The sequence below is a fragment of the Vibrio sp. IB15 genome, assembly GCF_016406055.1.
Classification (GTDB): Bacteria; Pseudomonadota; Gammaproteobacteria; order Enterobacterales; family Vibrionaceae; genus Vibrio; species Vibrio chagasii.
In genome coordinates this window covers 1-21762 of sequence record NZ_JAEFCE010000028.1, presented here as the reverse complement: position 1 = coordinate 21762, position 21762 = coordinate 1, and the positions used below count along the sequence as shown (strand labels likewise).

At 45.2% G+C, this 21762-nt stretch carries 19 protein-coding genes; 15 read left to right on the top strand and 4 right to left on the bottom strand.

Annotated elements, in window-relative coordinates; genetic code table 11:
• Positions 1 to 166: 166 nt before the first annotated feature.
• Positions 167 to 943, top strand: coding sequence for a peroxide stress protein YaaA (gene yaaA / locus JC606_RS12150; protein ID WP_004739564.1), 777 nt, complete (start codon positions 167 to 169; stop codon positions 941 to 943).
• Between the two features lie 114 nt (positions 944 to 1057).
• Here yaaA and srmB read toward each other — a convergent pair whose 3' ends face one another.
• Together srmB and JC606_RS12140 are read right to left on the bottom strand one after the other, a co-directional pair.
• A complete protein-coding gene (srmB, locus tag JC606_RS12145) occupies positions 1058 to 2323 on the bottom strand; it encodes an ATP-dependent RNA helicase SrmB (RefSeq protein WP_137408230.1) in 1266 nt (421 codons plus the stop codon).
• Positions 2324 to 2430: 107 nt separating this feature from the next.
• The gene (locus JC606_RS12140; protein ID WP_102423001.1) at positions 2431 to 3159 is read right to left on the bottom strand and encodes a tRNA1(Val) (adenine(37)-N6)-methyltransferase; all 729 of its coding nucleotides are present in this window, start codon (positions 3157 to 3159) and stop codon (positions 2431 to 2433) included.
• Positions 3160 to 3473: 314 nt separating this feature from the next.
• On the opposite strand from JC606_RS12140, the gene brnQ reads away from it, so the two are divergent.
• On the top strand, positions 3474 to 4787 hold the full coding sequence (gene brnQ, locus JC606_RS12135) for a branched-chain amino acid transport system II carrier protein (RefSeq protein ID WP_102424027.1): 1314 nt from the start codon (positions 3474 to 3476) through the stop codon (positions 4785 to 4787).
• Between the two features lie 119 nt (positions 4788 to 4906).
• Here brnQ and fldB read toward each other — a convergent pair whose 3' ends face one another.
• Complete coding sequence (gene fldB / locus JC606_RS12130) at positions 4907 to 5428, bottom strand: flavodoxin FldB (protein WP_198778661.1); 522 nt, start codon at positions 5426 to 5428, stop codon at positions 4907 to 4909.
• Positions 5429 to 5578: 150 nt separating this feature from the next.
• On the opposite strand from fldB, the gene xerD reads away from it, so the two are divergent.
• The 8 genes from xerD to JC606_RS12090 all read left to right on the top strand — a co-directional run bounded on the left by xerD (position 5579) and on the right by JC606_RS12090 (position 15032).
• Positions 5579 to 6493, top strand: a complete 915-nt coding sequence (xerD, locus tag JC606_RS12125; RefSeq protein ID WP_008224436.1) for a site-specific tyrosine recombinase XerD — start codon at positions 5579 to 5581, stop codon at positions 6491 to 6493.
• A gap of 26 nt (positions 6494 to 6519) precedes the next feature.
• Positions 6520 to 7299, top strand: coding sequence for a thioredoxin fold domain-containing protein (locus JC606_RS12120; protein ID WP_128161960.1), 780 nt, complete (start codon positions 6520 to 6522; stop codon positions 7297 to 7299).
• 119 nt (positions 7300 to 7418) lie between these two features.
• Positions 7419 to 9155 (top strand): single-stranded-DNA-specific exonuclease RecJ, encoded by a 1737-nt coding sequence (gene recJ, locus JC606_RS12115; RefSeq protein ID WP_198778660.1) that lies wholly within the window; start codon positions 7419 to 7421, stop codon positions 9153 to 9155.
• Positions 9156 to 9391: 236 nt separating this feature from the next.
• A protein-coding gene (gene prfB, locus JC606_RS12110) for a peptide chain release factor 2 (RefSeq protein WP_100205982.1) occupies positions 9392 to 10490 on the top strand; the annotation gives its coding sequence in 2 pieces (ribosomal slippage) (positions 9392 to 9466 and positions 9468 to 10490; 1098 coding nt in all).
• A 64-nt stretch (positions 10491 to 10554) separates the two neighbouring features.
• On the top strand, positions 10555 to 12072 hold the full coding sequence (lysS, locus tag JC606_RS12105; RefSeq protein ID WP_061033349.1) for a lysine--tRNA ligase: 1518 nt from the start codon (positions 10555 to 10557) through the stop codon (positions 12070 to 12072).
• Positions 12073 to 12342: 270 nt separating this feature from the next.
• The gene (vpsR, locus tag JC606_RS12100; RefSeq protein WP_116870031.1) at positions 12343 to 13677 is read left to right on the top strand and encodes a cyclic-di-GMP-binding transcriptional regulator VpsR; all 1335 of its coding nucleotides are present in this window, start codon (positions 12343 to 12345) and stop codon (positions 13675 to 13677) included.
• A gap of 587 nt (positions 13678 to 14264) precedes the next feature.
• Positions 14265 to 14516, top strand: a complete 252-nt coding sequence (locus JC606_RS12095) for a hypothetical protein (RefSeq protein WP_008224444.1) — start codon at positions 14265 to 14267, stop codon at positions 14514 to 14516.
• Positions 14517 to 14720: 204 nt separating this feature from the next.
• The gene (locus JC606_RS12090; RefSeq protein ID WP_061033347.1) at positions 14721 to 15032 is read left to right on the top strand and encodes a DUF6482 family protein; all 312 of its coding nucleotides are present in this window, start codon (positions 14721 to 14723) and stop codon (positions 15030 to 15032) included.
• A 48-nt stretch (positions 15033 to 15080) separates the two neighbouring features.
• Here JC606_RS12090 and mutH read toward each other — a convergent pair whose 3' ends face one another.
• Positions 15081 to 15746 carry a DNA mismatch repair endonuclease MutH gene (gene mutH, locus JC606_RS12085; RefSeq protein WP_105059059.1) on the bottom strand — a complete coding sequence of 222 codons (666 nt, stop codon included), beginning with the start codon at positions 15744 to 15746 and terminating at the stop codon, positions 15081 to 15083.
• Between the two features lie 616 nt (positions 15747 to 16362).
• On the opposite strand from mutH, the gene rppH reads away from it, so the two are divergent.
• Genes rppH through JC606_RS12060 form a run of 5 tightly spaced genes read left to right on the top strand, consistent with a single transcriptional unit; the run spans position 16363 to position 21671 of the window.
• The gene (gene rppH, locus JC606_RS12080) at positions 16363 to 16881 is read left to right on the top strand and encodes an RNA pyrophosphohydrolase (protein WP_004739545.1); all 519 of its coding nucleotides are present in this window, start codon (positions 16363 to 16365) and stop codon (positions 16879 to 16881) included.
• Positions 16882 to 16883: 2 nt separating this feature from the next.
• Positions 16884 to 19133, top strand: coding sequence for a phosphoenolpyruvate--protein phosphotransferase (ptsP, locus tag JC606_RS12075; protein ID WP_137408225.1), 2250 nt, complete (start codon positions 16884 to 16886; stop codon positions 19131 to 19133).
• Positions 19134 to 19141: 8 nt separating this feature from the next.
• Positions 19142 to 19933, top strand: coding sequence for a sulfite exporter TauE/SafE family protein (locus JC606_RS12070; protein WP_137408224.1), 792 nt, complete (start codon positions 19142 to 19144; stop codon positions 19931 to 19933).
• A gap of 55 nt (positions 19934 to 19988) precedes the next feature.
• Positions 19989 to 20810, top strand: coding sequence for a prolipoprotein diacylglyceryl transferase (gene lgt, locus JC606_RS12065; RefSeq protein ID WP_008221585.1), 822 nt, complete (start codon positions 19989 to 19991; stop codon positions 20808 to 20810).
• Positions 20811 to 20819: 9 nt separating this feature from the next.
• Positions 20820 to 21671: a thymidylate synthase gene (locus JC606_RS12060; RefSeq protein ID WP_102425317.1), complete on the top strand. Its 852-nt coding sequence runs from the start codon at positions 20820 to 20822 to the stop codon at positions 21669 to 21671.
• Positions 21672 to 21762: the final 91 nt, after the last annotated feature.

The following is a 21762-nucleotide window of genomic DNA, read 5'->3' as shown; positions in this document are numbered from 1 at the left end:
ACCTTAGCCTTTTTCTTTGTCTACCGTTTGTTATTTTGCGGTTTTGGTGATTGAAAGTGGGGGGTTAGAATCATCTATCAAAGTAATAGGAAGAGTCATAAAGACAAGTTGATGTTTTTTCTATACTCTAGCAGCATCCAGTTAGATAACCGATTAGGGTAAAGTTATGTTAGTTGTCGTGTCTCCAGCCAAAACACTTGATTACGAATCACCATTAGCGACAGAACGCTTTAGTCAGCCTGAGTTTGTTGAACACTCTGCTGAACTGATTGAAGAGTGCCGCAAGCTGACACCAGCAGATGTCTCTGCATTGATGAAAGTGAGCGATAAGATCGCAGGGTTGAACGTAGCGCGCTTTGAGCAGTGGAGCGAGACTTTTACCCAAGAGAATGCACGTCAAGCCATCCTTGCCTTCAAAGGTGATGTATACACAGGCCTAGACGCTGAAACACTGTCGGATGAAGATTTTGACTACGCACAGAACCACCTGCGTATGCTTTCTGGTCTTTACGGCTTACTAAAGCCACTTGATTTGATGCAACCTTACCGCCTAGAAATGGGCACGCGTTTAGCGAATGCTCGTGGTACTAATTTGTACCAGTTCTGGGGCAATATCATCACAGACAAGCTGAATGAAGCGCTGAATGCTCAAGGCGACAATGTGCTGATCAACCTAGCATCTAACGAGTACTTCAAAGCGGTAAAACCAAAGAACTTGGATGGCCAAGTGATTACACCGGTATTCAAAGACTGCAAGAACGGTCAATACAAGGTGATCAGTTTCTACGCGAAAAAGGCGCGCGGCATGATGGCTCGCTACATCATTGAGAACAAAGTGGACTCAATTGAAGCACTGACTAAGTTTGATACCGCGGGTTACTACTTCGTAGAAGAAGAGTCGAATGCGAAAGAGCTTGTCTTCAAGCGTGAAGAGCAAAACTAGACGTTATTGATTCAAGGTAGTCGCGCTTTAAGGCGAGATACCAACTAGATATAGAAAAGCCCCATGCAGTTCGCTGCGTGGGGCTTTTTGTTGAATCATTCAAAAGTTAGCAGATTACTTTTTCTTAGCCGCTTTCTTTTTCTTCGCGATTTTTTTCTTCTTCGCGAGCTTCTGCTTCTCTACTGCTTTTTTATCTTCTTTCTTTGGTTTCTTTTTCTTAGTTACCGTGGCTTTCTTGTGCGTTGGACGCATGCCTTCAACGAAGCGCTCTTTGATTGCTTCTTTGGTGTAACGAGCAACGCGTTCAATCATCAATTGATCGTGCGCTTCGATTAGAGAAACCGCATTACCTTTTTTACCAGCACGAGCCGTACGGCCAATTCGGTGTAGGTAAACATCAGCTGTGCGTGGCATGTCGTAGTTAATTACGTGGCTTACATCTGGAAGGTCTATACCACGAGCCGCTACGTCAGTTGCTAGCAGTACGTTTACAGTGCCATCACGGAAACGAGCAATCGCATTGTTACGACGATCTTGAGGCATTTCGCCTTGAATCCAAGCACATGGAATCTGAGCGCTCTCTAGCAGTGCACGCAGGTCACCTAAACGCTCACGAGTTTTCAAGAAGACGATGCTACGCTCAGCTTCTTTAGTAATGATGTGTTTTAGCAGCTCAAGTTTGTGCTCTGCTGTGTCTGCACGGTGGTACCACTGAGTGATCTTTTTACGCTCACGTAGTGATGACTTTGCGTCGATCTCTGCTGGGTTGTTCAGTAGGTCTTCAGTGAAACCTTCAACACCTTTACCTTCTAGCGTTGCTGAGAAAAGTAAAGTTTGCTTACGCCAGCGACACTCTGCAGATAGGCGATCAACAACAGGACCAAAGCCCATGTCTAACATGCGGTCTGCTTCGTCTAAGATCAGCCATTCGATCGCACGACAATCAAAGCGCTCAGCTTCGATGTATTCCATTAGGCGGCCTGGAGTCGCAACAACGATGTCTTGGGTGGTGCCAAGAATGTCTGCGTGCTCTTGGTACATCACACCACCTGTGATGGTGAAGATGTTTAGCGCAGTGTATTTCGCAAGTTCACGAGCTTGGTCAGTGATCTGCATTGCTAGTTCACGGGTCGGCGTCAGGATAAGCATACGAGCAGGGCCCGCTTTCTTACGTGGGAAATCCTGAAGGTACTGCAGTGCTGGCAGTACGAATGAGGCTGTTTTACCAGTACCTGTTGGCGCAGAAGCCAAAACGTCTCTTCCATCTAACGCTTGTGGGATTGCTTCAGCTTGTATCTGTGTTGGGCGTTCGTAGCCCATTTCGTCAATTGCTTTAAGCAGCTCTTGGTTTAGATCGAGTTCTGCAAAGGTTCTGATCACTGTTGTTTCTCCACAAGCAATAAATGTTTCTGCCTCAAAAAGCAGACGATAAAAAAGAGTAGTCGGACATTATAGAAGCATTAGTGATTAGGATCACATGGTATTTGCTACATCTTGAGATAAAAATCTTTGGTGAGCGCTATAAATGCCTCGCTATAACCATTTTGATGATGAATGGTAAGCGATTCACGCTGCAAATCGGCCTCACGCGCAGGATCTTTCGATAACTCAAAAAGAATTCGACTCGCAGGCTTCTTGTCTGTGGTTTTTACATCGAGACGCTTAGCTAGGTGCCAACCGCACTGTTTGGCAAGCTTGATAAAACCTTCTCCCTCAGGCGTTGGCAGTATAAAACTGGCGGTTGCAGTTTCGGTTGTGATCTCGAAACATCGCTTGGCAAGTTGCAGATGATCCAAGCTGTCAGTGTGTCTAGCAGTTGCTCTTTGGCTCTGCAGTGACTGCTCTCCTGAGTTGAAGTAGGGTGGGTTGCAGATTATCGCGTCAAACTTTTTTGGAAAGTCGGCGGTGAGCACGCTGCTATCATGCAGAGTGATGCGATCTTGCCATGGCGACTGCTCAATATTAATGGTCGCAGCTTCAATCGCGTGTGGATCAATATCGATCGCGGAGATCGATATGTCAGCAAAGCGCTGCGCGGCCATCAAGGCCAAAAGCCCGGTGCCTGTTCCAATATCGAGTGCTAAGGACTTAGGTGCAATGCTTACCCATGCGCCAAGTAGTACACCATCGGTACTGACTGGCATACCGCTTTGCCCACCGTAAATTGAGAATTGCTTAAAATTGAAGCTTTTAGTCTGCACGATTTTGTCTTTCATGAATGTTCTGAGTATCGAGATATTTTAAGTGATTAGCTCTAATGTTAACCACTTGTGTGGATCAATGTTCTGCTTGAGAAACTATTGTTGTGAATTATGGTTAGTTTATAATTGTGGCTATTTTTTCATATCCAGTGGAATCCACTGCTTTTTGTTTGTATATGCAAATTTATATGGTGTTTTTGTGTGGTGACTTGCAGCTAGCCAGTTGTTTCGTCATTATGCGCGACTATTTTATAGATTGAATGGCAGCTTTTCGCTGTAACATTCACGTAAGCACAACATAAATTCATAAATATAATTAAGGATTATCTGTGAAACAGAGTCTAAAACTAACAGATATAATGGCATTGGGCTTTATGCTTTTTGCGTTTTTCTTAGGTGCGGGTAACATCATCTTCCCACCTCTAGCTGGCCAACTGGCTGGTGATCACTTTTTTCCAGCGATGTCTGGTTTCCTGCTGACTGCCGTTGGTCTGCCGTTAATCACTATCGTAGCCGTTGCACTTGCGGGTGGCTCTTGGGATCATCTAACTAAAGATCTTCCTAAGAAAGCAGCGACTATCATGGCTGTGTTGATCTTCATTATCATCGGTCCTGCATTTGCTGCACCACGTACCGGCCTTGTTGCTTATGAGATGGCGGTGAAACCGTTCTTCATCGATGCCTCTCAAGCTCACCTAACATTCTTTTCTATCGCATTTTTTGTGGTTGCCATGTTCTTCTCATGGTCTCAAGGTAAGCTAATTGACGTTATCGGCAAGGTTCTAACACCAGCACTTTTCATCGGTTTAGTTGTACTGGCGGTTGCTGTATTTGTTAACCCTCAGGGTGATATTCTTGGTGCTCACGGTGAATACATCACTCAGCCATTAACAAAAGGTTTCCTTGAAGGTTACAACACCATGGATACTTTTGCTTCACTGATGTTTGGTATGCTGATTGTGGACTCTATCCGCAGCAAAGGCATCACTGACCGCGCAGCGACGACTAAGTACCTGATCAGCGCAGGTTGTATTGCTGCGGCGGGTCTAGCATTCGTTTACATTTCTCTGTTCTACCTAGGCGCAACAAGCGCAACAGTAGCTGCGGGTGCTGACAACGGCGGTGCGATCTTAAGCCTATATGTTCAATCACTGTTTGGTCCTTCAGGTCAGCTAGTGCTTTCTGTCATCGTACTACTAGCGTGTCTAACAACAGCGATTGGCCTTGTGTCTGCGTGTTCTGACTACTTCAGCTCATTAACGCCGCTGTCTTACAAGACTTGGGTAATCATCAACGGTGTTGCTTGTGCTACGGTAGCGAACGTTGGTCTTTCTCAGCTTATTTCTCTGTCTGTTCCTGTACTGTTTGCGCTTTACCCAGTAGCGATCGCATTGGTAGCACTGACGTTCTTGCGTAGCCGTTTCCCTAATCCAAAAGCGGCGTACCGCGTTGTGGTATTAGTGTCACTACTGTTCGCTCTTATCGATGGTGCGAAAGTAGCGGGTGTTGATGTATCTGCATTGAAGATGCTTCCTCTGTTTGAGATCGGCATGGGTTGGTTACTTCCAACGGCGGCAGCAATCATCTGTATGTTCTTTGTTGGTAAGTCAGCAGAGCAAGAGATGGCAGAAGAGACGGTTTAATCACTTATTGAGATTAGATAGTCACTAGACACAGAAAAGGCCTCATTACTTCGCAGTAATGAGGCCTTTTTGTATGCTGTGTGCTTTGATATGAACAGCTGTTCGAGAGCTTACATGGCTTATAGCTTCTCGCTGTACTCAACCAGAATTTGTTCTACCCAGCTTGCGATACGGTCGTCGCTGAGTTCGTATTGTGAGTCTTCATCCAACGCCAAGCCGACGAATTGTGATTGATCTTCTGTGAGTGCTTTAGACGCTTCGAACTCGTAGCTGTCGTCGTTTGGCCAGAAGCCAACAAATTGAGCTCCGGCCGTTTTGAGCTCGTCATGCAATAGACCCATCGCATCCAAGAACCACTCTCCGTAACCCTCTTGGTCACCTAAGCCAAACAGTGCCACAACCTTACCTTTTACTGGTGTCGTCGCGATATCGTCCCAAAGCTCATTCCAATCTTCTTGGATTTCGCCAAAGTCCCACGTAGAAATACCCAGAAGTAATAGGTCGTAGTCTGCCATTAATGAAAGCGGAGTCTCTTTCACGTTATGGATATCAACTAGGTCTTCACCAATAATGCCGCGAATTTTTTCTGCTGCCATTTCTGTGTAGCAGGTGGTTGAGCCGTAAAATAATCCAATTTTCATAGCAAACGTTCGATTTTAATTTCAGATTGCGAATTCTAACCATAAATCGACTTCGATTGCAGCGATTATCCACTCAAGGTGTAATTTTTATGGCATTCATATTTGCTCTGGCATACTCTCAAAACAGTTTCCAATATTGTGAGTAACACTATGCAGTCGCCTCAAGGGCAGAGCGCAGACCACGGTCTAGTTGAGCAGTTTCTAGATGCTATGTGGATGGAGCGAGGGTTGTCAGAGAATACTCTTGTCTCGTATCGTACTGATTTATCCAAGCTATTAACGTGGATGGAACAGAATAATTATCGCCTCGACTTTATTAGTCTCTCTGGGCTACAGGACTACCAAAGTTGGTTGGTTGATGCGGACTTTAAGCAGACTTCCCGTGCACGTATGTTGTCGGCGATTCGTCGTTTGTTCCAATACCTGCATCGTGAGAAAGTCAGAGCCGATGATCCGAGTGCGTTGTTGATCAGCCCTAAGCTGCCACAACGTCTGCCAAAAGACCTAAGTGAAGAGCAAGTGGATGCTTTGCTCGATGCTCCTGATCCGAATGACCCGATTGAACTTCGCGATAAGGCGATGCTTGAGTTATTATATGCAACCGGTTTGCGTGTGACGGAGCTGGTTAGCCTAACGATGGAGAACATCAGCCTGAGACAGGGCGTGGTACGTGTTATTGGTAAGGGCGGTAAAGAGCGCTTGGTGCCAATGGGCGAAAACGCTGTGGACTGGATTGAGAGTTTTATTGAACAAGGGCGCCCGCAACTGCTTGGTGAAAACAGCTCAGATGTGGTTTTTCCAAGCAAACGTGCTAAACAAATGACCCGTCAGACATTCTGGTATCGTATTAAACATTACGCGGTTATCGCAGGTATTGACACAGAATTGCTATCCCCGCACGTTTTGAGACACGCTTTTGCCACTCATTTACTGAACTATGGTGCCGATCTTAGGGTCGTACAGATGTTACTTGGGCATAGTGACTTATCGACAACCCAAATTTATACTCACGTGGCGACTGAAAGGCTGAAGCAAATTCATACTCAGCATCACCCTCGTGCTTAAATCCATTTATTTTTAAGGTGAACTTAATGAGCGTATTACGCCGTCTTCCTCTATTAGCGCTGCCGCTGATGATCACTGCATGTAATGCATCAGAAGCGAAAGTAGAACAAACCACAACAGCCGCAGAGGTTGCTTCAGCTCAAGATATTGATACTGCGGCGCTCACCAAGCGTTTTGAAAAAATCGGTATCAAGGTGAACAAGATTGTTCCTTCAGATATTGATGGCCTGCTAGAGATTCAAACCAACAGTGGCATTATCTTCTCATCTCCAGCGGGCGATCATTTTCTAGCCGGTACACTTTACTCTCTGGATGAGAACGGCAAATTCAGCGATGTATTAGCAGAGCGTCAAGCGCCTATCAATGCTGAGAAAGTAGCGGCACTGTCTGATACAGTTATCGAATACAAAGCAGACAACGAAAAGTATGTTGTGACTGTGTTTACTGACATCACTTGTGGCTACTGCGTTCGTCTTCACAGCCAAATGCAGGGCTACAATGACCTAGGTATCACGGTGCGTTACATGGCATACCCACGTCAAGGTGGTACAGGCCAAGTAGCAGACCAAATGGCGGCGATCTGGGCTTCTGACGATCCAAAAGCCGCAATGCACAATGCTAAGGTAGAGCGTAAGATGCCAGTTTCAAGTAAAGACCTTGAAGAGAAGAAACAGATCATCGCTAAGCAGTACCAACTAGGTCGTGAGCTTGGTATTAATGGTACACCTGCTATCGTATTGGCAAGCGGTGAGTTGGTGAGTGGTTACTTACCACCTGCACAACTGCTTCAGCGTTTAGAGCAGTAGTCTTAGTCTCTAGCAGAGCTGTCACAGTCGCCATCAGTTAATATGGCGACTGTATTACTTATTTATTCCCATGTTTTTGATTTAAGGAGTGGCCTGATTGATATCAGGCCCATTTTTATATGATAGAGATTCAACGCCGTCCTGAGGTCGACATTTCCGTTTTACCTGCTCATTTACCAGATCTGTTAAAACGCATCTACGTGAGCCGCGGAGTCAACAGTGCAGACCAACTTGAGACTGCAGCGAAAGGTCTACACTCCTATCAAAAACTGGGCGGAATCGATGCTGCCGTTGAATTGTTGTTTAAGGCGATTCAGCATCAAAAACGCATTATTGTGGTTGGCGACTTTGATGCCGATGGAGCAACCAGCTCTGCGCTGTCGGTACTTGCGCTGCGTATGCTAGGCAGTTCAAATGTTGATTACCTAGTTCCTAACCGTTTTGAAGATGGTTACGGTCTTAGCCCTGAAGTGGTGGAACAAGCAATCGAGATTGGTGCGGAAGTGATCATGACGGTTGATAATGGTGTCTCTTCGATTGAAGGGGTGCGTTTTGCCAAAGAGAAAGGTTTAGAAGTTCTGGTCACTGACCATCACTTGCCGGGCAGTGAATTGCCTATGGTTGATGCGATGGTAAACCCGAACCTAGAGAGCTGTGCATTTCCGTCTAAAGCCCTCGCTGGTGTTGGCGTGGCTTTCTATCTGATGATGGCACTGTGTGTTCACATGCGTAAACTGAATTGGTTTGCTGAACGTGGCATGACAGAACCTAAGCTAATGGAGCTGATTGACCTTGTTGCTCTAGGCACCGTTGCGGACGTGGTGCCACTTGATGAAAACAACCGAATCTTGGTGCACCAAGGCTTGCAACGTATTCGAGCGGGTAAAGCTCGTCCGGGTATTCAAGCCTTGATTGAGATTGCAAAACGAGATGCGAAACGTTTGGTCGCTTCGGATTTTGGTTTTGCACTGGGTCCTCGTATCAATGCTGCCGGCCGACTTGACGACATGTCATTTGGTGTTGAGCTACTGATGAGTAACAACATCCACGCTGCACGTCGCATGGCGAGTGAACTTGATGGTTTGAACCAGACTCGCAAAGAGATCGAAGAGGGCATGAAACAAGAAGCGATGGCTTTCTGTGAACGACTTGAGTTTGGTAAAGACGACTTGCCTTCCGGCTTGGCACTATTCCAACGTGATTGGCACCAAGGTGTGATTGGTATTTTGGCTTCGCGTATCAAAGACAAATACCATCGCCCTGTGATTGCGTTCGCCGATGGTGGAGAGGGGAGCATTAAAGGCTCGTGCCGCTCGATTCCGGGTTTGCATATGCGCGATGCGCTAGACCGTATCGACACTCTAAACCCAGGTCTGATTCTTAAGTTTGGTGGCCACGCAATGGCGGCTGGCTTAACGATCATGGAAAAGGACTTTGAACGCTTTAGCAAATTGTTCAACGATGTAGTGAAACAAGAACTCGGAGAAACGGCACTTAAGGGCATTATCTTGTCTGACGGAGAGTTGCTGCCTGAAGAGTTCTCTATGCACACCGCTGAAACGCTGCGCGCGGGTGGTCCTTGGGGGCAAGCATTCCCAGAGCCTATCTTCGATGGTGAGTTTAAAGTACTGCATCAAAAGCTGGTGGGTGAAAAACACCTAAAGCTAATGTTAGAGCCGCTTTACAAAGGCCATCCAACCAATGTGATGATCGACGGCATCGCTTTCAATGTTGATTTGCGTCGCTGGCCAGATGCCTCAGTGAAAACTGTGCATCTTGCCTATAAGCTGGATATTAACGAGTTTCGTGGTAACCAGTCATTGCAGTTAATGGTTGAGCACATCGAAGCAAAATAGCCTAACTTCAATAAGATTACGGCTTCATTCGCCTTATCAAAACAACAAGCTCGGATGTGAAATTCGGGCTTGTTTTTTTTCCTAAATCGCCCGCAATGGCACCAATTTCTGAGCTTAAAACTTTATATTGTTGTAAGTGACTGAATATTGGTTTGCCCTCTAAAAATTTCTGTATCTCCGTCACACTTTTGAGTACAATTCTTCGGTTAAATTCTACTCATAAATGATGAGCTAAAATGTTTGAAATCAATCCTATAAAAAACCGTCTGCAGGATGTGTCTGAGCGCACAAATATCCTGAGGGGGTACCTTTGACTATGACGCTAAGAAAGAGCGTCTAGAAGAAGTAAACGCAGAGTTAGAACAACCGGATGTATGGAACGAACCTGAGCGTGCTCAAGCGCTAGGTAAAGAGCGTTCTGCACTGGAAGCGGTAGTAGAAACGATTGACCAACTTGACCAAGGTGTTGAGGATGTTGATGGCCTACTAGAGCTAGCGGTTGAAGAAGAAGATCAAGAAACGTTCGACGAAATTGAACCAGAACTAGCGGAGCTTGAAGCTAAGTTAGGTAAACTTGAGTTCCGTCGTATGTTCTCTGGTGAGCATGACGCTTCAGATTGTTATATCGATCTACAGTCGGGTTCAGGTGGTACTGAAGCACAAGACTGGACTTCAATGATGCTGCGCATGTACTTGCGTTGGGCTGAAGCGAAGGGCTTCAAAACGGAAGTTATCGAGGTATCTGAAGGTGAAGTTGCTGGTTTGAAAGGTGCAACAGTACGTATCTCTGGTGAGTATGCGTACGGTTGGTTGCGTACAGAGACAGGTGTTCACCGTCTAGTTCGTAAATCACCATTTGATTCAAGTGGCCGTCGTCATACTTCATTTGCATCTGCGTTTATCTACCCAGAGATTGATGACAACATTACGATCGACATTAACCCTTCTGACTTACGTATTGACGTATACCGTGCTTCGGGCGCTGGTGGTCAGCACGTAAACACCACGGAATCGGCGGTACGTATTACTCACGTTCCAACTAACACAGTGGTTCAATGTCAGAATGACCGTTCGCAGCATAAGAACAAAGATCAAGCGATGAAGCAGCTACGTGCTAAGCTTTTTGAACTTGAGATTCAAAAACAAAATGCTGAAAAACAAGCGAATGAAGATACTAAATCAGACATCGGTTGGGGCAGCCAAATCCGCTCTTACGTTCTGGATGATTCACGTATCAAAGATTTACGCACCGGCATTGAAAACCGTAATACTCAAGCGGTTCTTGATGGTGACTTAGACAAATTTATTGAAGCTAGCCTGAAATCAGGTCTGTAAGCTTTTTACCGACTATATTTGCGAAAATATAGCTGTTCAAATTATAAAAGCAGGGTACATCTCAATGACTGATGCTGTTCAAAACGAAAACGTACAAGAAGAAAACAAACTAATTGCTGAGCGCCGTAGCAAGCTGGATCACATCCGCCAAAGCTGCAAAGCAAATGGTCACCCAAATGATTTCCGCCGTGAGCACCTAGCTGGCGATCTTCAAGCGGAATTCGGTGAGAAGACTAAGGAAGAGCTAGAAGAGCTTAACCACATCGTTGCGATCGCTGGTCGTGTAATGGCGAAGCGTGGTCCATTCCTTGCGATTCAAGAAACTTCTGGTCGTATCCAAGCATACGCAGCGAAAGACGTACAAAAAGTACTGAAAGAGAAGTACCAAGGCCTAGATATCGGTGACATCATCGGTGTTAAAGGTGCACTTCATAAGTCAGGTAAAGGCGATCTTTACGTGAACATGGAAGAGTTTGAACTGCTGACTAAAGCTCTTCGTCCTCTACCAGAGAAGTTCCACGGTCTAACTGACCAAGAGATGCGTTACCGTCAGCGTTACGTTGACCTAATCGTGAACGAAGATTCTCGCAACGCATTCATCGTGCGTTCTAAGCTTGTTTCTTCAATCCGTAACTTCATGAGCTCAAAAGGCTACCTAGAAGTTGAAACGCCAATGATGCACGTGATCCCTGGTGGTGCGACTGCACGTCCATTCATCACTCACCACAACGCATTAGACATCGACATGTACCTACGTGTTGCACCTGAGCTTTACCTTAAGCGTCTAGTGGTTGGTGGTTTTGATCGTGTATTCGAGATCAACCGTAACTTCCGTAACGAAGGTCTGTCTCCACGTCATAACCCAGAATTCACAATGATGGAATTCTACCAAGCGTACTCTGATTACAAAGACCTTATGGATCTAACTGAAGAGATGCTAAGCACAGCGGCTATGGACGTCCTTGGTTCTACTTCTATGCCTTACGGTGACGAAACAGTTGAGTTCGGTGGCAAGTACGCGCGTATGAGCATGTTCGATGCGATCAAGCACTACAACCCTGAGCATGCTGAGATTCAAGCACTAACAGAAGCAGACCTACAAGACCGTGAGAAGATGGTAGCAATCGCGAAATCTGTACACGTTGAAGTAGAAACGTTCTGGACATGTGGTCAGCTTCTTGAAGAGATCTTTGGTGAAACGGCTGAGCCTCAGCTAATTCAACCAACGTTCATCACAGGCTACCCAGCGGATATCTCTCCTCTAGCTCGTCGTAGCGATGACAACCCGTTCTTCACAGACCGTTTTGAGTTCTTCATCGGTGGTCGTGAAGTAGCGAACGGCTTCTCTGAGCTTAACGATGCACAAGACCAAGACGAGCGTTTCAAAGCGCAAGTTAACGCGAAAGACGCGGGTGATGATGAAGCAATGTACTACGATGCAGACTACATCACAGCACTAGAGCACGGCTTACCACCAACAGCGGGTCAAGGTATCGGTATCGACCGTCTAGCAATGCTATTTACAAACACGCACACAATCCGTGACGTGATCTTGTTCCCGGCAATGCGCCCACAAGCGTAACTCTTGCTTACGGGTCGTAACACCCAATAAAATTTAAAAGCCACCTTCGGGTGGCTTTTTCTATTTTTAGAGCTCAAAACCTAGTCTGTACCGCACTCTTGATTCGAAAAATCACTATTTCTGACATAGTCTTACTATTGAGACATAAAATCTAAGATAGTCTCACTACTATACGTCTCTGCGCTGAATACGATCTCGTGGCATCTAGCCGAACGAAAAGCGATGAGTCGTATTAGTCTGATTTAAATAAAAATAGAATAAGGAAGAAGGATGGGAACTCAATTTAAGATGGATTCCTTACCAGGTTCTCTTATCGTCGTTGGTGGTGCGTACGAACCCTGGTTATCTGTATTAGAACAAGTGGGTTGGCAGTGTACCCAGTGTGCTGACTTGCGAAAAGCGGATGCCTTGATTGCTGATATTGGCCCATGTATTGGTATTGTCGATCTCAGCCATGATGAATTCAGTCTTAATGGTATTGCTAACCTTGTGAGTAACAATAAGCAAGTACGATGGCTCGCTTTTATCCGTGAATCGCAATTAAGCTCTGATACGATCTGCCAATTTATCGTTAACTTCTGTATCGACTTTTTCACGGCACCTATCCCTGATGCTCAGCTATTGAGTACGATTGGACATCAGCTGGGAATGCTCAAGTTAGAACAGAAAGTATGGCCAAATTACGGTATCAATAACAATATGGGCTTACTGGGTGACTCAGTTGCTGTGAAGCGCTTGAGAGATCAAGTCAAGCGTATTGGTCCAACCGATGTCAGCATCCTGATTTATGGAGAGAGCGGCTCAGGCAAAGAGACGATTGCACGCTCTATTCATCAAAACTCCTCACGATCTCAAAAGCCATTTCTAACGGTGAACTGCCGTGCCTTGTCTGAAATGAGAATAGAAGCTGAGGTATTTGGAATATCAGCACAACCAACGTCTTCTCCTTGTATGCTGGAAGAGGCCGATGGTGGCACCATCTTGCTCAATGATGTTTTGGCGATGCCACGTAATCAACAGTTGAATCTGCTGCGTTTTCTACAAGAAGGCAAGATTGAGACCGCAGAAGGACCTAAGTCTGTTGATGTGAGAATTCTGGCTGCGAACTCCTCTGATATCGAGAAAGCACTGATAGAAGGGGACTTCAATGAAGAGCTTTATCACTATATCAATGTGCTGCGCATTCATGTGCCGAGCCTGAAAGAGCGTGTAAGCGATATCTCCGTACTAGCTGATCACTTCCTACGAGAGTATTCGAAAGAGTTTAATGCTCAGGCTAAGAGTTTTTCAGACGATGCCATTCGTTCGATGAATCGCTACCACTGGCCAGGCAATGTTCGCGAATTGATGAATCAGATAAAGCGTGTTGTGTTGATGTCGGATGCAGTGATCATCGAAGATCACCAACTAGATTTACCAAAACAGAATGATGAACGACGTAGCTTGAAGAGTATTCGTGAACGTTCAGAGCGCGATGCGTTGTTAATTGTTTTGGAATCATACGGTGGTCAGGTTTCGCTGGCAGCTAAAGAACTTGGTGTATCACGGGCAACCATGTACCGTTTGTTGAATAAACACAGCCTTATTTCTGAGGGAGTGGTGTAGAACTTTCTTCTAAGTCATTCAATCTGTTCGTGTAAATTTAAGAGCCACGCATCATGCGTGGTTTTTTTTGTTGCTAGTCGTTACGTTTATGTTCGAACAACTGAGAGATGAACTCTAAGTCGTTAAGAGAGATATGCTGTGATTTTATATAACCATAGTGAATATGTTATATGTAAATGAATATGCAACTGATATTTCAGGCGATTGCATTGTTTTAAAAATGTTAACCAATTAGCGGTTGAATAATATACTCACTTGGTTAGACTTTAACCGTGAAAGCAACGATTTAATAAAGACTTGTCTGCTTTTACTTCCCCATTTCTTTTTGGATTTTTTAGTTAGCTTGGAGGCGCAAATGAAACATTTCGATTTTATACAGCACATTTGCGCGTCGTTTGATCCGTGTACTGACATGGTGACTGTTATGTCACAAATCTCAGCCATGGCCGATCGAAACACCCAAGATAAACCTAACTAATAGATCCGTATCCTTATTTGGCTGCGGAAAAATAGCAGCTAAGTGAGAAGCCCTCATACTATCTAACACGCTATTTTTCCTCAGTTGACTCAACAACTGGAGAGTTATTATGCGTCACTCAGTATATTTAAAATTAGCAACAGTCCTTATCCGTGCCGATCTTCGTCGTGAAGAGCGGGAATGGCAGCGAAAAGTACGTCGTAGTTCACTAGACCTACCTTGGCACAACACTCATTTGCTAAGAGATATTGGCCTTGAAGCCGATGGTCGTCCAATTGGTTTCTCTGAGCCTGAAGTTGTCACCATTGAACGTCGCGTTCGTCATCTTCGTCGTGTTCTTAGCGCGCGAATACCGACGTAATCTTTCGGGGTTGATCGCACCTTTCAACCCCTTAAATCATTGACGGTGATAGTTAGGTGTCAAAAGTGAGCGCTTTTGAACTAGAACTGGACAAAAAAGAGAAGCATTGGCTTCTCTTTTTTGTTTTTTTAATCGAGAAAAATCAACGTGCCCTAGTAAAGAAATAGAGTTCTACTAAGCTATAGAGAGCAAGGGAGGCCGGTTATGCAAAAGCATCAGTTAGACATGTGGCTACATGGAGAGCACAAAGACTCGTATCAAATCCCCAAAGTGTACGTTATTGGCTGTTCCGATATCTCGGAATATCTGCTGGCTGTGGAGTACAAACACAAGCTTGAGCCGGTAAAACAAGATGGTGAGCCACTTCACTTTGGATCTTTGGATCAAGTGAAAGAGGAGTTACTCCGGCTAGGGTTTGAAAAGGCCTATCTTCGCTTGCACAATGCTTATGACGAATTTGGCAGTGAGCCAAGTCAAAGCTACTGTGATATCGAATTAGCGTTGAAACCTCATTGATCAAAGAACGTAACTCACTGATATTGTTTCGTACTAATGTTTATTGGGCTATGCGTAATGCGTCGTCAGCAAGTTGTGAGTAAATTGAGTTCGCAAATAAAACCCACGAGGCTTGGTCTTGATGGGCTTTCCACTGGCTCCATAAGCTTCGGTTAACACGCGACTGTTTGCGGCCTTTGGACGTAAGTGTAGGGCTTCTCCATGCCTTGCCGTGATCTGTTCAACGTTCCCTAAAACGATCAACTCCATCAACTCTTCCCAGTCTCTCTTTAGGAGTTCGTTCTCAGCTTCACTTGGTGTCCATAGTAGTGGTGATCCAACGTGACGTTCTGCCAGCGGGATTTCTCTTTCCCCTTCTACAGGGATCCACAACACTTTAGACAGTTTATTGCGAACATGGCTGGTTTCCCATGTCAGTCCTTGCACTCCCATTAATGGCGCCACACAAACAAAGGTGGTTTCAAGTGGCTTACCAGAATAGCCAATCGGAATACTCTTTAGCTCGATGCCTAGCTTCGCGAAATCCTGTTCTGGTTTACTGCCGGCAGGTGCGCCTAAGTGCCATTCTAACAGTTGCCCAACCCAGCCTTTGTCTCGCTTAAGATCGTTTGGCATGTCCATCTCTGCTTCATCAGCGAGCTCTTTGAAGGTCATCCCGGCAATCGCGTAAGCTCTGTCTAACAACTCTTGTTGTGTTTGTGGTTCTGGTTTCATAATAAAAGGCATGATCAAAAAAATGATTTTATCAGAAGTTATCACCAAATGACGACTGGTTAAGAAATGATCTCCTAGTCGAAGAAGGGATCAAACTTAGGGTTATCCACAGGACATAAAGGTAATTAATTGAAATATTAATTTAGTGGATAAATAAACAGGGGTTTTTGGTGGATAAAATGCTTGCCAAATGGGGTGTAAAATGAATCTTTCACTTGGTAGTGTGGATAAACACCGGGGTGGTTGATCTTTGAACAGCTTGTGTTTTTAAAAGATCTTTTGAGTTTTGACTGTGCTTTGATTTTTTATTTTTATTTTAAGGTGTTGATTTTTAATGTTTAAGTTTTTGTTTTTCTAGTGGGCTGGTTTTAGTGTTGATGAATCTATGGATTAAAAAAAACGATTGCGGCTAATTCTTCACATAGTTATTCACAGAAAAGGTGAATAAATGTGGTCTAGGTCTCACTATTGTGTGGGTAACTCGGATTTGAGCAAAACTTATCCATATTTGCAGATAATATTCATAAATATAGCGCTTATCACGTCACTAAGTTTGCTCCAATTGGGGATATGTGGAAAAATCAGTGTAATTAAAAATTTAGATAGAGGTTGGCCAGTGATAGATGGCGATGGTTACCGATTAAATGTTGGTATTGTAATCTGTAACAACCATGGTCAGGTCTTCTGGGCTAAACGATACGGGCAACATTCATGGCAATTCCCTCAAGGGGGAATAGATGAAGGTGAAACTCCGGAACAGGCAATGTACCGTGAGTTGTATGAAGAGGTTGGCCTTACTAAAAAGGATGTAAAGATCGTCGCGACAAGTCGTCATTGGTTACGCTACAAGCTACCCAAACGACTGGTTCGGTGGGATTCTAAACCTGTCTGTATTGGACAAAAACAGAAGTGGTTCCTTTTACGCTTAGATTGCGATGAATCGCGTATCAATATGCAGCGTGGGAGTACACCTGAGTTTGATGGTTGGCGTTGGGTGAGTTACTGGTACCCAGTTCGACAAGTAGTTTCTTTTAAGCGAGATGTTTACCGTCGAGCGATGAAAGAGTTCGCATCTTTAGCAATGCCGTTTAAAGAGCGAAAAACAAAAGGAAAACGCAAATTGCGTAGAGGTTAAGCATGCTCAGTCAACTAAGGGAAATAGTTGAACACGTATCAAGAGTTGAAGATGTATCGACGGCACTTGATATTCTAGTTAAAGAGACATGCAGTGCGATGCAGACGGAATGTTGCACCGTGTATTTAGCCAATAATGATATGCAGCGCCTTGAGTTGATGGCAACTCAAGGCCTGATCTTTGAAGGTAATAGTATTCACATTGGTTTCGACGAAGGCTTAGTTGGCCTCGTGAAACGAAGTGCTGAACCTATTAACCTTGCACAAGCGTCTGCTCACCCTGCTTATAAGTTTTTTCCAGAACTTGGAGAAAACATTTACCACTCTTTTCTTGGTACTCCGATTATCCATCGCAAGCAAGTGCTTGGCGTATTGGTTATTCAACAAAAAACACCTCGTTTATTCAGTGAGATGGAAGAGTCATTCCTCGTTACGCTCTCAGCTCAACTTGCAGTTATTGTGGCGCACGCTCAAACTCAAGGTCATTGGCTGTTGGAACAACAAAAGCTGCCAGGCATCAAAGGTATTGCTGCTTCATCTGGGGTAGCGATTGGTGATCTGTGGTGGGACAACACCCAACCTGAATTAACGGATGTGTATCCTGCTTCGACGCTCAATATCGAGCGCGAGCAAGAGTTATTGGCAGTGGCGGTTGAGAATGCCCTCAATGACTTCAAGCGCATGCGAAAGCGCTTAGACAGTGAAATCAATAAAGACGCATTGGCGATCTTTGACCTGTTTACGCACTTACTCAACGATCCTATGTTGCGTAAGGATCTAAAAAGCCAGATTCAGAAAGGCGATAAAGCGGACTGGGCACTAAGACAGGTGGTTGAGAGCTATTCCAACCGCTTTGCTCGTATGTCGGATGTGTATTTGCGTGAAAGGGCGCAGGATATTCGAGAACTCGGTCAAAGGCTGTTGTACTTCCTTCATAACTCTGAGTATGAGCTACGTACCTTAGATAAGCCGATTATTCTGGTGGTTCGTGAGTTAACCGCTTCAGTATTAGCGTCGATTCCAAAAGAGAAGCTGTTGGCAGTGCTCTCTTTGGAAGGGGCGGCGAACTCGCACGCTGCTATTTTATCTCGCGCGCTTGGTATTCCTTCGGTGATGGGGGTTAGCATTAACCTCGAGCAAGCGAATGGTAAGCAAGCCATCGTCGATGGTTATAGTGGCGAGATCTTTATCGAGCCGACCAAGAACCTGCTCAAAGAGTATCGCGGGCTGATTCTTGAAGAGAGTGAGCTCTCCTCAATGGTCAATCGCGAGCTGTATCTACCTGCGAAAACCCAAGATGACCAACAGGTCGAAATCCTACTTAATGCAGGTTTGAGCGCTGATACCAATATTGCTATCAACCAAGGTGTTGATGGCGTTGGTTTGTACCGAACGGAAATCTCGTTCTTATTGCAACAACGTTTCCCATCAGAGGATGAACAGTTCAAGCAGTATCGTTCTGTGCTTTCAAGCTACCCAAATAAGCAGGTGGTGATGCGTACACTCGATATTGGTGGTGACAAGGCATTACCTTACTTCCCAATCGAAGAGGACAACCCCTTCCTTGGCTGGCGTGGTATCCGTTTTACGCTGGATCATCCTGATATCTTCATTATCCAACTGCGTGCCATGTTGCGTGCGAGTTGTGAAAGCCATAACTTGAGCATTCTGCTACCGATGATTTCGGGCGCTCAGGAGTTGGATGACGCCCTGCAGTTGATTGAGCAAGCCTATGATGAAGTGCATGAACTTGATAACCGAGTACGAATGCCGCGTATCGGTATCATGATTGAAGTGCCTTCGATGCTCTATCTTCTACCGCTGATTGCTGACAAGGTCGATTTTGTCTCTGTCGGCACCAATGACTTAACCCAATATTTATTGGCCGTTGACCGGAACAATTCCCGCGTCTCTGATGTCTATGAATCTATGCACCCGGCAGTGATCATGGCATTGAAACAGATTCATGATACTTGTAAGCAATATCAATTACCTGTGTGTATTTGTGGAGAGCTAGCCGGTGATCCAATGGGCGCATTGTTACTGCTTGGGTTGGGGTATCAGACGTTAAGTATGAACACCTCGAATGTGGCTAGAACCAAATATTTGATTCGCCAATCTAACTTGAGCGAATTACAGGATTTGGCAAATAAGGCACTTTCAAAGCCGTATGGCAGTGACATCTATAGTATGATGCTGAACTATTTCGAAGAGCGTGAATTTACAGGCTTCATTCGAGCAGGTAAAAAATAGGAATTAACGTGTCATATGAACTTATAGGCTTGCTAGCAGGCCTTGGTGCTGTTGTTGGTGTTTTAGCTGGCTTGCTGGGTATTGGCGGTGGGTTGATGGTGGTTCCGGCCTTACTGTTCTTGCTCCCGAAAGCGAGTATCCCTCAAGAGTTTGCAATGCAAATGGCATTAGCGACCTCGCTATCTACCATTATTGTTACGTCAGGATCGTCTGCGATTAACCACTTAAAGTTGGGTAACGTCGAGATATTTGTCGTTAAATGGTTAATGCCAGGGGTTGTGGTTGGCGGTTTTCTCGGTTCTTTTGTAGCTGACGTTATTCCTTCTCAATACCTGCCTAAAGTTTTTGGTGTGATTGTGTTAGTGCTAGCACTGCAGATGCTGTTGTCGATTCGCTCTAAGAGCCAAAAAGCGATGCCGGGCTCTGCGACAACCATGTTATGTGGTGGTGGCATTGGTTTGGTTTCAAGCTTAGCGGGTATTGGTGGTGGGTCGTTGTCTGTACCTTTCCTTAACCATCATGGTGTGGAAATGCGCAAGGCAGTGGGCTCGTCTTCGGTGTGTGGTTTCGTTATCGCTATCTCTGGAATGCTAGGCTTTATTTGGCATGGCTCGTCTGTCGAGGGGTTGCCTGCGTTTAGCCTCGGTTATGTCTACCTGCCTGCCTTGGTTGCGATATCGTGCACATCAGTGCTAACCACACGAGTGGGGGCGAAACTGGCTACGCAATTACCAACACCAGTACTTAAGAAGTTCTTTGCGGTATTTTTAATGTTTATAGCAGCGACCATGCTGCTGTAGTGTCTTTCGTTAGCGATTGAGCTAACCGTTATTCAATTTAGATAGAGAGCCAAGTATGTCTCAGGGTTTTATTGAATTCCCAAATATCGATCCTGTTCTTATTGAACTAGGACCAATCTCAGTTCGTTGGTACGGCCTAATGTACCTTGTCGGTTTTATGTTTGCTCTTTGGTTAGCAAATCGCCGAGCTGATCAGCCGGGTAGCGGTTGGACTCGAGAGCAAGTATCAGACTTATTGTTCGCTGGCTTTCTAGGTGTGGTACTTGGTGGTCGTATTGGCTACGTGTTGTTCTACAATTTTGACCTTTTCTTAGCGGATCCACTTTATCTATTTAAAGTATGGACTGGCGGTATGTCTTTCCACGGTGGCTTGCTGGGTGTTATCACCGCAATGTTCTGGTATGCGAAAAAGAATGGTCGCACCTTCTTCGGCGTTGCAGACATGATTGCACCACTCGTCCCATTTGGGTTAGGCATGGGCCGTCTAGGTAACTTCATGAACAGTGAGCTATGGGGCCGTGTTACGGATGTGCCATGGGCAATCGTATTCCCGAATGGTGGTCCACTTCCTCGTCATCCATCTCAGCTTTATGAAATGGCGCTTGAAGGGATTGTGCTGTTCTTTATCTTGAACTGGTTTATTAAAAAGCCTCGTCCTCTTGGTTCTGTATCAGGGTTATTCCTTGCAGGATATGGTACATTCCGCTTCTTAGTAGAATACGTACGTGAACCAGATGCTCATTTAGGCTTGTTCGGCGGGTTTATCTCTATGGGACAAATCCTATCACTGCCAATGGTAATCATCGGTGCGCTGATGATGGTATGGGCATACAAGCGCGGTCACTACAAAGACGAATTACCACAACAAACGAAGTAAGGAATTGGTGTGAAACAGTATTTAGATCTCTGTCAGCGTATCGTTGATAACGGTACTTGGATTGAAAATGAACGCACGGGCAAGCGCTGCCTAACTGTGATCAATGCTGACCTTGAATATGATGTTGGTAACAACCAGTTCCCGCTTGTCACTACACGTAAGAGCTTTTGGAAAGCGGCAGTTGCTGAACTGCTTGGCTACATTCGCGGTTACGACAACGCTGAAGATTTTCGTAAGCTAGGAACGAAAACTTGGGATGCGAATTCGAACCTGAATGAAGCATGGCTGAATAACCCTTACCGCAAGGGTGAAGATGACATGGGCCGTGTTTATGGTGTTCAAGGCCGAGCATGGGCAAAGCCTGATGGTGGTCATATCGACCAACTGAAGAAGATTGTTGATGACCTGACGAACGGTATCGATGACCGTGGTGAGATCTTAAACTTCTACAACCCAGGTGAGTTCCACATGGGATGTTTGCGTCCGTGTATGTACAGCCATCACTTCTCACTACTTGGTGACACGCTGTACCTAAACAGTACTCAGCGCTCTTGTGATGTACCACTAGGCCTGAACTTCAATATGGTTCAAGTATACGTGTTCCTAGCTATCATGGCGCAAATCACGGGTAAAAAAGCGGGTGTGGCTTACCACAAGCTAGTTAACGCTCATATCTATGAAGATCAACTGGCGCCAATGCGTGATATTCAGCTAAAGCGTGAGCCTCTAGCTGGCCCTACATTCCACATCAACCCAGAGATTAAGTCTCTAGAGGATTTAGAAACTTGGGTAACAATGGATGACTTCTGGGTTGAAGGTTACGAGTGCCACGAAGCGATTAAGTACCCATTCTCGGTTTAATCGTATCCGTTTGTTTGATTGAAAGGCTGCCACTGTGCCTGTCTCTTATACACAAATCCCTAAGCCACGCTTGGGGATTTTTTTTGAACTA